This window comes from Paraburkholderia mimosarum LMG 23256 = NBRC 106338, from assembly GCF_000739815.1.
In the GTDB taxonomy this organism is placed as follows: domain Bacteria; phylum Pseudomonadota; class Gammaproteobacteria; order Burkholderiales; family Burkholderiaceae; genus Paraburkholderia; species Paraburkholderia mimosarum.
On sequence record NZ_BBJJ01000113.1, the window covers coordinates 1 to 13590 of the forward strand.

General features: G+C 63.7%; 9 protein-coding genes and 3 pseudogenes. 6 read left to right on the forward strand and 6 right to left on the reverse strand.

Features of this window, described 5'->3' with window-relative positions; all coding sequences use genetic code 11:
- Positions 1-664: pseudogene (locus tag BMI01S_RS33925) on the reverse strand (IS21 family transposase); the annotation flags it as partial.
- Between the two features lie 333 nt (positions 665-997).
- Here BMI01S_RS33925 and BMI01S_RS33930 point away from each other — a divergent pair.
- Both BMI01S_RS33930 and BMI01S_RS33935 read left to right on the forward strand, forming a co-directional pair.
- Positions 998-1801 carry a creatininase family protein gene (locus BMI01S_RS33930; protein WP_244145413.1) on the forward strand — a complete coding sequence of 268 codons (804 nt, stop codon included), beginning with the start codon at positions 998-1000 and terminating at the stop codon, positions 1799-1801.
- A 58-nt stretch (positions 1802-1859) separates the two neighbouring features.
- Positions 1860-3047 (forward strand): YncE family protein, encoded by a 1188-nt coding sequence (locus BMI01S_RS33935; RefSeq protein WP_036046929.1) that lies wholly within the window; start codon positions 1860-1862, stop codon positions 3045-3047.
- Positions 3048-3096: 49 nt separating this feature from the next.
- On the opposite strand, the pseudogene BMI01S_RS39870 reads toward BMI01S_RS33935, so the two are convergent.
- Positions 3097-3480: pseudogene (locus BMI01S_RS39870) on the reverse strand (aquaporin family protein); the annotation flags it as partial.
- Between the two features lie 3 nt (positions 3481-3483).
- Here BMI01S_RS39870 and BMI01S_RS43460 point away from each other — a divergent pair.
- From BMI01S_RS43460 to BMI01S_RS33950, 3 genes are all read left to right on the forward strand, one after another.
- Complete coding sequence (locus BMI01S_RS43460) at positions 3484-3879, forward strand: hypothetical protein (protein WP_244145414.1); 396 nt, start codon at positions 3484-3486, stop codon at positions 3877-3879.
- 126 nt (positions 3880-4005) lie between these two features.
- Entirely contained in the window at positions 4006-4260 is a 255-nt protein-coding gene (locus BMI01S_RS42670; protein WP_063619631.1) for a hypothetical protein, read from the forward strand.
- A 15-nt stretch (positions 4261-4275) separates the two neighbouring features.
- Complete coding sequence (locus tag BMI01S_RS33950) at positions 4276-5001, forward strand: hypothetical protein (protein WP_063619632.1); 726 nt, start codon at positions 4276-4278, stop codon at positions 4999-5001.
- Positions 5002-5192: 191 nt separating this feature from the next.
- On the opposite strand, the gene BMI01S_RS33955 is transcribed toward BMI01S_RS33950, so the two are convergent.
- The 4 genes from BMI01S_RS33955 to BMI01S_RS33970 all read right to left on the reverse strand — a co-directional run bounded on the left by BMI01S_RS33955 (position 5193) and on the right by BMI01S_RS33970 (position 11872).
- On the reverse strand, positions 5193-6221 hold the full coding sequence (locus BMI01S_RS33955) for a lysylphosphatidylglycerol synthase domain-containing protein (protein ID WP_063619633.1): 1029 nt from the start codon (positions 6219-6221) through the stop codon (positions 5193-5195).
- A gap of 152 nt (positions 6222-6373) precedes the next feature.
- Positions 6374-9421, reverse strand: a complete 3048-nt coding sequence (locus tag BMI01S_RS33960) for an efflux RND transporter permease subunit (RefSeq protein WP_028232735.1) — start codon at positions 9419-9421, stop codon at positions 6374-6376.
- A complete protein-coding gene (locus BMI01S_RS33965; RefSeq protein WP_244145412.1) occupies positions 9418-10506 on the reverse strand; it encodes an efflux RND transporter periplasmic adaptor subunit in 1089 nt (362 codons plus the stop codon). The genes BMI01S_RS33960 and BMI01S_RS33965 overlap by 4 nt, the downstream gene beginning before the upstream one ends.
- Positions 10507-10516: 10 nt before the next feature.
- Complete coding sequence (locus BMI01S_RS33970; protein ID WP_042292281.1) at positions 10517-11872, reverse strand: TolC family protein; 1356 nt, start codon at positions 11870-11872, stop codon at positions 10517-10519.
- A 618-nt stretch (positions 11873-12490) separates the two neighbouring features.
- Between BMI01S_RS33970 and BMI01S_RS33975 the strand changes: the two are divergent.
- A pseudogene (locus tag BMI01S_RS33975) lies at positions 12491-13140 on the forward strand (hypothetical protein).
- The last annotated feature ends 450 nt before the right edge of the window (positions 13141-13590 follow it).

A 13590-nucleotide genomic window follows, 5' to 3' on the forward strand; every position in this document is an offset into this window, starting at 1 on the left:
CCGGCTCGTACAGGTCCGGTTTGATCACGCCTTCCTTCAGATTGTCGAGGACGACGTATTGCGTTACACCACCCAGCTGGCGCCAGGCCTGCTCGTGCAGCTCGGCCCAGACCTGTTTGCTGGACTTCCACACAACGCGGCGGAAGCTGCGTCGCGAGTACCGAAGCGTCATGACGAACAACCGCGGCTTGCGGTAACGGTTTGTGCCCGGCACCCTGGTCAGAGCCCCCTCGCCATAATCAACCTGGGCTTCTTCGCCAGGCTGGAAATCCAGCCGGTCAAACTGGGCCGGTTCATGCTGGCGCAATGTCCGCACGAACCGCTTGACGCTGTCGTATCCGGCAGCAAAGCCAAACCGGTCCACCAGATCCTGGTAGATGGCCATGGCGTTGCGCCGCAGCCGCAACTGGGCCTCTATGAACTCCCGGTGTGACTCGCAGGCCGATATCTGGTTGCTCTTTGCCGGTGGGCAGGGTGGAGGAATTTGCAGCCCGGAGCCGGTGGGCACCGTGGGGGAATTTGCCTGCGCCGCCGCGAATTGCTCCTGGTACTTACGGATCGTCTTGCGGTCAACGCCCGTAATCCGGGCAATTTCCCGCTGACGTTTGCCCGCGGCGACGAGCGTGGCGATGGTTGTTTGCAGATGCGGCTTCAAGACATTCACTCCAACAACCCCTCTTCTTCTTCATTCGAGGGGTGCAAGGTAACGTCCTGCCAGACCGCGCCAGCATCATGCTCCGCGTGTCTCTAGGTGGGGGAGTTTGAGGTGCCCACAGGTGGGGGAATTTGCCCGCCCATCGGGGCGCTTTGCGCCGCTCCTCGCGAGCGCCCATCGTTTTGAATGGCACCCAGTCGCCCGATTGGGTGCGGGAAACCCCGGTCAACGGCGAACGTATTGAGGCGTTGATAGTGGCAACGGCTTCTGGCCGCAGCATTCCCGGAAACCGCATGCTTATCCGTAACGAACCGAATTTGAGGATCCAGGATGCACCTCCCCATGCTGCGAACGTTTGTCGTCGCCGTCGCGCTTGTTGCCGCCCAGGTCGCCATGGCGCAGGTCCCCAAGACGGTACAACTCGAAGACCTTACGTGGACTGAGCTGCGCGACGAGATTCATGCGGGCAAAACCACCATCCTCATTCCAATTGGCGGGACCGAGCAAAGCGGGCCGTACGTGGCGTTGGGCAAGCACAACGCGCGGGTCAAGGTTCTGGCCCAACGTATCGCGGAAGGTCTTGGCAACGCCATCGTCGCACCGGTCATCGCCTATGTGCCTGAGGGCGGCTACGCGCCACCCACCTCGCACATGCGCTTTCCGGGCACAATCACCGTGCCGGATGACGTATTTGAAAAGACCCTGGAGTCCGCCGCAAACAGCTTCAAGGTTCACGGGTTCACGAATATCGTCTTTCTGGGCGATCACGGCAGCTATCAGAACGACCTCCGGCGCGCGGCGGCGCAGCTCAACAAGACATGGGCCGGTTCCGGCGCACGCGCGTTCGTGCCGCCCGAGTATTACGGCACCAGCTCCGACGGCTACGCGCAGATCCTGCGCCAGCACGGCGTGCCCGACAGCGAAATTGGCACGCACGCGGGACTCGCAGACACGTCGTTACTGCTTGCAGTCGAGCCGCAGATGGTGAGGATCGACAAACTGAAGAGCGCCCCGATACTTGGCGCAGCCGACGGCGTCTATGGAGGCGACCCGCGCCACTCCAGCGCCGAGCTCGGACAGCTGGGCACCGATGCAATTGTGTCTCGCACGATCGAAGCCATCAGGAAGGAATCTGCCGGTCGCTGATGCCATCAGCTAGATCGCACCGCGCATCCCGCTCATCCAGTCGAAAACGGAACCTGTCATGCAACTGCATATTCGGCATCACTTCCGCTATTCAGGACTCTCGCGCTTCACAGCGGCGGTTGCCGTTGCGCTGGCCGGCTACGGCGCCAGCCATGCCGTGGCTGCAACGTCCGCGACCACCGTGCCCGGTATGCCACCCGTGGTGAACCCGGACAATCTGTACAGCGAGGCGGGATCCGGTCATATGAGCCCTGCTGTGGCAGGCGCGCTGTCGCGAGTCTACGTGCCCAACCTGCGCTCAAACGACGTCTACGTGATCGACCCGGCCACGTACAAGGTCGTCGACAGATTCCCCGTTGGCCGCAGTCCGCAGCACGTCGTGCCGTCATGGGATCTGCAGACGCTGTGGGTCGCCAACAATGCCGAAGGCCGTACCGACGGCAGCCTCACGCCGATCGATCCGATAACGGGCAAGCCCGGCAAGGAAGTGATGGTTGATGACCCCTACAACATGTATTTCACGCCTGACGGCAAGGAAGCGATCGTGGTAGCCGAAGCGCATGCGCGGCTGGACTTCCGCGATCCGCACACGATGTCGCTGAAGTCGAGCCTCGAGGTGCCGGAGTGCAGGGGTATTAACCATGCGGACTTTTCCATCGACGGCAAGTACGCGCTCTTCACCTGTGAGTTCGGTGGCAAGCTCGCCAAGATTGACCTCGTGAACCGTAAGGTGGCGGGCTACCTCGAGCTCGCGAAGAAAGGCATGCCGCAGGACATTCGCGTTTCGCCGGATGGCAAGGTGTTTTATGTCGCCGACATGATGGCCAACGGGGTGTACATAGTCGACGGCGACAGCTTGACGAAGGTCGGTTTCATCAAGACCGGCGTCGGCACGCACGGGCTGTATCCGAGCCGCGATGGCGCGAAGCTGTATGTCGCCAATCGCGGTTCGAATCTCGTCCACGGCCCGCGACATGGCAAGGGCAGTGTATCGGTGATCGACTTTTCCACGCGCAACGTGCTCACTACATGGCCGATTCCGGGTGGCGGCAGCCCAGACATGGGCAACGTGAGCGCGGACGGCAAGACGCTGTGGCTGTCCGGCCGTTTCGACGACGTCGTTTATGCCATCGACACAACGACCGGTACCGTCAAATCGATTCCGGTCGGTATGGAGCCGCACGGGTTGACGGTCTGGCCGCAGCCCGGCCGTTATTCGCTCGGCCATACGGGAAACATGCGTTGAACTGATGCCAGGCAGTACCTGGTTTTGGATAGCCGCAGATGCCGGCGGCCCTGGCGCTCGCCGGTATCGCCGTATGCAGCACGAGACCGATCGCCGCGCCAGCGAGTTCGGCAATGACGAAGCCGGGGATGCTCGATGGCGCGATGCCGGCGAAGCTGTTACTGAACATGCGGCCGAACGCTGCCGCCGGGTTTGCGAACGAGGTCGATGCCGTGAACCAGTAAGCGGCGCCGATGTATGCGGCCACCATGATCGATGCGCGTCCGGCTGGCGCACGCAGGATGACGAGCAGCAGTCCCGCAGTGGCCACCGCTTCGGCAATGCATTGCCCGGTTCCAGCACGAACCTTGGCTGAAAATTCGACGACGGGCAGACCGAACATCGCATGCGCGAGCCATGCACCGAGCACTGCGCCGATCAACTGGGCGGCGAGCACATGCTGAATCCGCACGAATGTGCAACGCTGGTGCTGGTACAGGACGCGCCTGCAGAGATCGACATGGAGCGGGAGCAGGGCGATTTCGGCACGCTGCTCGCGCGGCGACTGGTCCGGCTTGAACGGACTGGGGAGGAGGGCCGCCAGCCCATACTGTCGGAGCAGGGGCAAACGTTGCTGGAAAAATTCGATGCGCATGACCATGCCCGCGGCGGCCTGCCCTTGCCGCATCGGCCACGGTCGCGTCTGCCGGGCGTAATTGCAGGTAATCGCACTTCATCGCACGGCGCGGCGGCGTGGTCCATGCCGCCGCACGCTTCCTCGATCGATCAGGGCTCCACATCAGCCAGGCTGAAGTTTTCCGCCTTGTCGTTGTACGAGAAGACTTCGCCGTAGCGACCCCAGCCGATCACGGCGTCGAGCGTCTCCTCGGCCGCGCCGTCGGAAGTCGTGCCGCGAAGCGCCAACGCGAATATATGTTCTGTTCCCGCCGATACTATTCCCCTGTCACCGGAAGGCTCTATGATCCCCTGGGTACGCACGGTTCCATCCGTCGTCGCGTCATTCCTTGCGTCCCTGGTCGAGTTCGTTGAAGCACTGACTGTGATTCTTGGGGGCGGGTCGATACGAGGTTGGCGCTCAGCACTGACAGGCGCGGCTGCCGGCGTGCTTGTACTGTTGGTGCTGGTCGTAGCGCGCGGCCAGTCGTTGCTGCAGGCGCCGCCCGTTGCAGTGCGACTCGTGGTCGGCACCCTTGCCATGTTGTTCGGCGCATGATGGCTGCGCAAGGCCATGCTGCGGGCAACGGGCGTCATACCGCTGCACGACGAGAACACGGTGTTCAAGATGGAGACGTCGGCGCTGCGTCAGGCCGGGGTGCGCCGCGCCAGATGGGATGCCGTCGCCCTGGCGGCGTCGTTCAAGATCGTCATGCTCGAAGGCATGGAAGCTGTGTTCATCGTGATCGCACTCGGCGCCAGCAGTCGTCAAATGGGCCCGGCGTCAGCCGGGGCAGCCGCCGCCTTCGCGCTCGTTTGCGCGCTCGGCGTCGTGCTACACCAACCATTGGCTAACGTGCCGGAAAATACCTTGAAATATGCGGTGGGCATCCTGCTCTGCGCATTTGGTACGTTCTGGACAGGCGAAGGGCTCGGCCTCGATTGGCCATCGGGGGACGTGGCTATCCTTGGGTTTGCCGGTGGTTACCTGCTCGTGTCGCAAATGCTGACCATTGCGTACCGCCGATATCTGGCACGCTTACCGGCCACTACCAGAACCGCGCGGGCCGCAACCGCGGCTCATCCACCGCGTCATGGACTCGCCCGTATCTGGCAAGAAGCGATTTTCGGGCTATTCGTTGATGACGGCTTTCTGGCTGCAGGCGTGCTGACCTGGAACGCGGGAACAGCGGTGCTCACACGGGCGGCAATGGTCGATCATGCGTACACGCCCGGCCTCCTGTTTGCCGGCGTGGCGCTCATCCTTGTGCTAAGTGCGGGGCGTGCCACGATGCGATAGCGGCGTGGGATATTGAAAAGATACAAGTCGCCCCCCTCCGCGAGACAAGACGAACTGCATACCGAAGGAGGTCGGCATGATGATGACATTCTGCAAAGAGCCTGACCTGGAGGTGCTGAGAGGCACCTACGGAATGTAGACAGGGTCGATCAGGCGTCGTCTGAAGCTCGGCCGCGCTGGGACGCACCCGGCTACTCGGGGCCGCGCCTGCGCGCGCGCCTCACATGCGAACAGCGCGTCGTGATGTGGCTAAGGCGCCAACGAGATTCAGTGGCCTGCCAGGCCAGCAAGCCCGGCATGAAGATGAACAGATCGCGAATACGCCTCGCACCGGCAAGCGCCAGACAGGTCGCGGGATCCAGGCTGAGCGCGCCGCCTATCACGAGGAAGCCGCTTTCCTGCACGCCGAGCGCGCCAGGCACAAAGAAAGCGGCACTGCTGAGCGCCTGAATCAGCGACTCGATGACAACCGCTTCGACGAAGCTCACGCGGGACCCAAGGAAGTAAAGCGCCAGCCAGATCTCCAGCGACACCGCGGCGCAATGCAGCGGCTGCCACAGGAACACATAGTGGAGCACGACTGCGCGATGGCGCCAGATCCGTTTGATTGACTCGTCGATGTGCGCCGATGGACTCAGCAACCTCGCGAACTTTCCGCTCGTCATGCGATTGAGCACGCTGGTCACCCGTCTGAACGGATTCGCTTGCTGGACCAGCGCAAAGAGCACGATGGCCGGCGCTAGCGCGACGACGCCCCACGCAAGTTCGCCGGCCAGGCGCAATGTGCCGGACTCCGTGCGGCTAAATAGATATGCGATGCCGATCATCGCGAAGACCATCTGTCCGATCAGCGTGAGTTGGGTGTCGACAATCAGGCTCGCGGCGGCCACTCGCGGCTTGACGCCACGCCGCAGCTGGAGCCGGAACGCGACGATATCACCGCCCACCCGGGCGACTGGAAGCATGCTGTTCACCGATTCGCGAATCCAGACCAGTTGCAGCATGACCACACGGCGCAGCTTGTACGCGTCGACAAAAAGCGTCCGCCATGCGCAGGCGTTACTGAGCATGTCGAGCACATGCACAAGTGCGGCCAGCAAGAGCCCGGCCCCACCGCCGCGCAACACGGCGAGCACCGCGCGTGGGTTCTCGTGCCATACGAGCCACAGCGCCACGAACAATCCCGCGGGCGCGGCGATGTGCATCAGATGCTTCGTCATCCGAATACCGCGCATGAGCCCACTTCTCCTTGCCGGAGGCATGATTGCGGCCACAGATTTCGCGCTCTGCGATGATTCATCGGCCGGAGCCGCCGCGCGTGCCTGACCAGGCTCGTTCAATGCACTCCGCCCGGCAGCCTCCGCTGCCGCGATCACCTGGCCTTTGTCATCAACAGTTGCAGCAGAACTGGGAGCACGAGCAGCACCAGTGGCAACTGGACAACCAACCCGGAGATGATCGCGATCGCGAGCGGTTGCTGCATCGCCGAGCCCTGTCCCAGCGCGAACGCGAGCGGCAGCAGCGCAAGGATCGCGGCGATCGTCGTCATCGCGATCGGGCGCAGGCGGTTGCGGCCCGCGTCGATCAGCGCCTGACGGAGCGGGACACCCTCTTCGCGCACGAGCCCCTGCATCTCCGACACATAGAAGATCGCGACCTCGGTCACGATCCCGATGATCATCGTCATGCCCATCATCGCAGAGATGTTCAGCTCGATACCGGTCACCCACAACCCGACAAACACTGCACCCGCCGCGAGGAGCGGCATCGCCATCACCGCAATCGCCACGCGAAACCGCTCGTAGAGGAACAGCAGCAGGCCGAACACGAGCGCGACCGCCGCGCCGAATACCGTCAGCAGGCCTCTGAACGCGATCTGCTGTTGCTGATACAGGCCGCCCAGTTCGTAATACACGCCGGCGGGCAGCAGGCCCGTCTCGCCGAGCGCCTTCTGCACATCGGCGATTGTCGAGCCGAGATCGCGGCCATCGATGCGCGCGGTCACCGCCACCATCCGCTTCAGGTTGTCGCGGCTGATCTCCGGCTGGCCGGTCACCGTCTCGCGGTCCGCGACACGCCTCAACGCAAACAGGTGACCATCGGGCGCGCGGAGCTCCAACTGCCCGAGTTGTGTATCGGTGAGCTTCATCGCATTCGCGACGCGCACGCGCACGCCGACTGTCTTCGGCCCCGTCTGGAACTGTGTCGCGACATTGCCGTCGACCATGTCCGATACCGCCTGCGCGATCGACAGCGGGTCCATGCCCTCCGCCGCGGCGGCCTCAGGGCGGATGCGCAGCTCGAGCGCGTCGCCGGCCGGATTGATGCCGTCGTCCACGTCGACGATGCCGGGGATCTTGCCGATCCGCGCGGCAACCCGGTGCGCGGTCGTATCGAGCGTGTCCTGATCGTCCGAATAGATCTTGATCTGCACCGGTTGCGGCACGGCGGTCAGATCGCCGATCAGGTCCTCCATCAGTTGCGCGAGTTCGATGTTGACGCCAGGCACCTGCGCCTCGATCTTCGAGCGGATTTCCTCCATCACGGTCTCGATCGGTTCGCGCTTGCCCGACTGCAGCCGCACGAAGAAGTCGCCCTTGTTCGGCTCATTCAGGTCGCCGCCAAGACCGGCACCCGTGCGGCGCGAATAGGTGGCCACGTTTGGATTCGCGCGGATGATCGCTTCGACCTGCTGCATCAACCGGTTGGTCTCGGTGATCGACGTGCCCGGCTCCGTGTGGTAGTCGAGCACAAACCCGCCTTCGTCCATCGTCGGCATGAAGCCGCTGCCGACGCGCGTGAACGCGACCGCCGCGACGACGATGAGCGGAACCAGTCCGATCAGCACGAGCGCAGGGCGCGTCGTCACGTGCACGATAAGCGACGCGTAGCGCCGGTTCATCCATTGTGCAAAGCGCGACTCAGTGTGCTCGTCGGCGTCCTTCGCCTTCAGCCAGTGGTCGCACAGGATCGGCACTGCGAGCCATGTGACAAGAAACGAGATGAAGAGCGCGCTCGCCATCGTCACCGACAGCGCTTTGAAGAACGCGCCCGTCACGCCGGAGAGAAACGCAAGCGGCACGAAGATGATCAGCGTCGCGGCCGACGAGCCCGCGAGAGGCCGCGTGAACTCGAGCGCCGCGCTCATCACCCGGCCGTGGAACGCATGCGCGCCGGCTTCGCGCATGCGCCGCACGATGTGCTCGATCATTACGATCGCATCGTCGATCACGAGGCCAACCGCGGCCGCCATCCCGCCAAGCGTCATGATGTTGAAGCCCATCCCGAACACGTCGAGCAGCAGAATGGTTGCCGCCATCACGATCGGCACGAGCGCGACCGCGATCGCGGTGATCTTCCAGTTACGCAGGAACGCGAACAGCGTGATCGCGGCTAGCACGACCCCGATCATGATCGCGTCGCGCACGCTGCTTGCCGACGCGATCACCAGCTCGCTCTGATCGTACCAGTTCGCGAGATGCACACCGGCTGGCATTTGGCGCTGGAAGCCCGCCAGCTTAGCCCGGATCGCCTTGGCCATTGCCACGCTGTTGGCACCCGGCTGCTGGTAGACGTTGATCAGCACCGCGTCCTGGCCGTCCGCGGTCACGCGCATCCATTGCGGCACCACGCCCTGGCGGACCGCTGCGACATTATCGAGGCGGATCTGCGTCGCGCCGCTCGCGGACACGACGACGTTCTTCAACTCGTCGAGACGCGTGATCGTCGAGTGCGCGATCACAAGGTACAGCTTGTAGTGATCCTCGATACGGCCGGTTGCCATTAGCACGTTGCTCGCGCCGATCGCTTTCGACACATCGGCGAGCGACAGCTTGTATGCCGCTAGACGCGCGGGATCGACAGCGACTTCGAACTCGTCCTGTGCGCCGCCCATCACGTCAACGCGCGCCACGCCTTCCACCGATGAGAGCAGCGGACGGATCTGAAACTGCGCGAGATCGCGCAGCGCCGATAGCGACTGCTCTTTCGACGTAAGGCTGTAAGCGAGCACTGGAAACACGGTGGGGTCCATCCGCCGCACCTGCATCGACGTGCCCGGCGGCAGCGTGGCGAGGATCTCGCTGATCGCCGACTGTGCCTGCAGCGTGGCTTGCGCCATGTCGGTGCCCCAGTTGAAGTTGAGCGAAATCTCGGCGGACCCGCGGCTCGTCCTTGACTGGACGTCAAGCACGTTCGGCACCCGGCGCAGGGCTTCCTCTACTGGCATCGTGACGAGCGTGGCCATCTGCTCGGCGGGACGGTCGCCGGCGTCGAGCGAGACGACTGCACGCGGAAACGCAACATTCGGAAACAGCGAGATCGGCATACGGAATGCGGTCAGCGCGCCGGCGATCGCCCCGAGCGCGACTACGAACAGCAGCGAGCGCCGGTGCATCTGCATCCATTGGCCGAAATTCATCGCGCCGCGCTCCCTGCGATCTGCACTGCCATGCCGTCCTGCAGCTCATAGTTGCCGCTGACGACCAGCGGCTCCGAGGCGTTGAGCATGCCGTCGACGCCGTAGCGGTCGGCGTCCTCGACCCTCGTGAACACAGTGATGCGTTGCGCCTTGTGATCCGGCGTGACCTGGAATACGTATTCGCCGTTTTCGTCTTTCAGTACCGCCGAGCGCGGAACAACCCAGTGCGTGCCGGTAAGCGTCGCAATGTCGGCGCTGACACGCGTGCCGGGGATGAACGCGGTCTGGCCAAGCGGCACGTTGGCGCCGACGTCGACGAGCTGGCTCTGCGCATCGACCGACGCGCCGACCATCACCACGCGACCCGTCGCCACGGCCTTTGCGAGCGCGGTCGACAGGCCGTGTAGCGTGATGGTGTCGCCGACATGCACGGCAGCCGCATCGGAAGGCTCGATGCCGAGCACCACGTTTGCGCGCGCATCGTTACCGCTCGCCCCTGCAGCCAGCTGCAGGATCGCGGCGCCGGGCTGTACCTGATCGCCTTGCGCGACGGACACCTGCAGCACGACACCGTCCATCGGCGCGACGAGCATCTTGTTGCCCGAGGCAGTCCCCAACTGCTCCTGCGCGCCAAGCGCCTGTTCGGCGTCGAGCAGCGCTTTCTTCGCGGCAGCGAGTTGCGATTGCGTCGCGAGACCCTTGTCGTAGAGCGACTGCGTACGGCCGAGCTCGCCCTGTGCGAGCGCGAGCGCACTGCGTGCCTGCGCGGCGGCGAGAACGGCGGACGGATCGGCCTGAACCACGGCGAGCGGTGCGCCTCGCTTGACGGCTTGCCCCGGCTGCACGCGCATCTGCACGATCCGCGCGAGGTAGGGCAGGTTCACCGTCGTCACGTTCTGCGCAGACGCGGCAACGATGCCATATGCGCGCACTGGCTGCGCAATTTCGCCTCGCTGGACGCGCACTGTCTGGACCGTGACGACCGCGGAGTCGGGCGCGTCGCCGGCGCGTGCGCACGGGCTGAAGCCTGCCGAAGCGGCTAGCGCGGTGGCAGCGAGGCACGCGGCCACGCGACGGATTCGCATGGGGTAACAGCTATTTGCCATTGGTTTGGGTAGCGGTATTGACGTGGGTAGACGAGAAGTCGTCCGGAATCGCGCTGCCGAGCAGCGCCTGCAAGGCCACACGCTGTTCGGCCAGCGATTCGCGGAGCGTCGCGACTTCGACTCGCTTGGTGAGCGCAGCACTTTGCGCATCAGCGTACGCGCCGAACGCCAGGTCGTGATCGGCCCAGGCTTGCGCGGCATCCCGAGCATCGCTATCGACGCCGGGCAGGGCGGCCTCGGTCTGCTCGAGCTCGCGTGCGAGGATCGCGGTGTCGGCGCGCAGGTGCGCGACATCCGCGTGGGCTTGATTCAGGCGATTCTGGTATTCGTCGCGCAGCCGCTGCCGTGTGGCCTTTTCGATTGCGACGTTGCCCTGGTTGCGATTGAAGATCGGCAGGCTCAGGCTGACCTGGAAGCCGCTCGTATAGATCTCCGACGTGTCGCGTGCGCGGACGAACCCGACCGACAGGCTCGGGAACTGGCTCAGGATCGCTGCACGATATTTCTCCTCCTGCGCTTCATAGCCTGCCTGCAGCGCGAGCAGATCAGGCCGCCGCTTTGGCAAGGCGGCGACGGCCTCGTCGATTGTCGCATCGTCCACCGGTGCCGCGTCGTCGTCGCCTTTGAGCACCAGCTGCACGTCCGGGGCGAGACCGAGCAGCGCGTTGAGATCGTGATGGGTCTGTTCCGCCGCGCGCTGTGCGTCCGTGTACTGTTTGCGTGCGTCGCTGTATGCGGTGAGCGCGGCAGTCAGTGCGTCTTCGGTCAAATTGCCGTCGCGACGGGCTTCAGCCATCCGTTCGTAGCGCGTGCGCGTCAGGTCGCGCTGCTGTTGCAGCAGCGGCAGCGTCTCGTTCTGCAAGCGCGCCTTCAGAAACAGTTGCTTCGCCTGGGCGACGACCTGCCATTCCTGCCACAGCAGCCCGAGATCGGTCTTGGCGACGCTCGCATCGGCGGACTTCTTGTTCGCGCCGCGTGTGACGATCGCCATCACGTCCATGCTCAGCCCGTAGTTGAATGCACGCATGTAGCCGGCAGCACCGGGGTAGTCGCTCGAGATGCTCAGTTGCGGATCAGGCAGCAGGCCCGCGGCAAACGCCTGTGCGCGGGCGATGCCGAGATCGTCGCGAGCCAGCTTCAGGTCGGGATTGTTGGCGACCGCGAGCATCGAGACTTCCACGATGTCGAGCCCGTCGGACGGATCGAATCGATGGGCGGCGAGTTCGGGTAGCGGCATCGTCGACGGATCGATCCGGATGCGCTCGAGCGAGCGTGCCGACGTCGACGTATCTTGAGCGGACAGCGGTTCGCGGTGATACCAGGTGCAGCTTGTGATGAAGAGCATGCACGTCGGCACGAGAACGCGCAGTGACGCGCGGCAGGCGGCGTGAAGGGTACGCAAAGTTAGACTCCTGACCAGAAACCGATTGCGAGGTCGCCGCGGGACTCGCAATTCGGACACGCGCCTATTCTGCCGGACCTTGCTTAGCTAACCCTTAGCTGCCGCGAGCAGACAAGTGCGCCGGTGCGAGAAAATTGAAGCGGACTCACCTCGCCGAAAACGGCAGCCCGAGGCATTGCCATGACAGCAACATAAGGAAGCCATAAGAATGACTCCCTATGCTCGCTACATGGAACCCGCAGGTCAAAACGCATTTCTGGCCGTCCCATACGGGTTGAAAGCTTCCTTGGTCGGGCAAGGGCGAATCACAGGAACCGGATGAATGAAGCATGTGGATGCTGGCAGACCCGCAACGCTGACGCGCATTCGACACGCTTCAGCACTTGATGTGCGTGAAAGGGGATGGAAAGGCGGGATTCACTTATGTCGATTCAGGTCGTATGGGCGCGGGCTCGACGGCGAACCGCACTTTCAATGTGCTGCATGCGGCGTGTTTATGGTGTGTGGCGTCATGTTTGGCCCGGATTAACGCTCCCCTTCGGTACGTGCGTATAGGCAACAATGCGAGACACAGTCGCGGCAGGCCAAAACCCAATCCTGAGCGTGCCGCTGGACGGGGCGTTGCATCCGGTGATCGACGAAGTGGTTCATCGAAGCGTGTCGGAGGCCACGACCAGGGACGGGTACATGCGCTGCGCCGACTATGCCATCGTCGGCGCGCAGTTCCTGACGCTGTTGACCGGCGTGCGGTATCGGCCCGTTGCGGGCGGCGAGGTGATGGATTTCGGCGACGGAAACCTGCACGTGCTCTGCTCGACGCGCGAGCGGCGCCGCACCGCGAAGCATCTGTCGCAGCTTGCGCGCTATCACTGCTGGATCGAGGCGCGTCACGCCGACGCCGATGGACGCGTGCGAATGGAAATCGTTGACTTCACTTTGCGCCACGACGCGGCGGTAGCGGCCACGCTTGGCATGCCGTTTTCCGGCGTAAAGCGGAAGTATCTATGGGGCTGGACGGATGAGCACGCAGTGCCGGCTGAATTGCATGATCATCCGGCGTTTGCGAAACAGGGAGCGCACTGGCGCTGGCCGGAACGCGACTGCACCGAACTGTTGCGCGCCTACGAGCGCGCGAGCGGCCGAACTACTTCGGCCGACAGGTGTCCCGCGCGTTGAATCTGCTGGCCGATCAGGTCGAAAGTCGCGGTTGAAGGAGCTGGATCGTCAGTATCCATCAGCCCCAGACTCATCAGCAGAAGCAGTCGTATCGCAGCTTCAACTGCAGCCTGGTTCGATTACTCATCGAGAACCGCGAATGCCTGGATGCCCCGAAGAACCGTGGAAGCCGACATTCACCTCTGGCGGACTCCACCGGTCGGAGAGGGTCGATTTACGCCTTTTGCATGAAACGCGCGCTCGGGAGACACTGCAAGTTCGGGCGTGGGACGCAATGCGGCCAGTTTCGGCCTTCCTTTGGTCTGAACGGTCCATACAGACATTCGAACTTCCTTGATGCAAGAAAAAACAACCGCGCGCATGCCAGTGCACCGCACGGACTTGCCCGGCAGTGAGAGCGCCGCCGCGAAGCCCTTCGCGGCGAGCCCGCCCGCAGGCCACATCGACGACGCAGTCGATCGCGCCGTGCCCGCCATCCGCCGCCC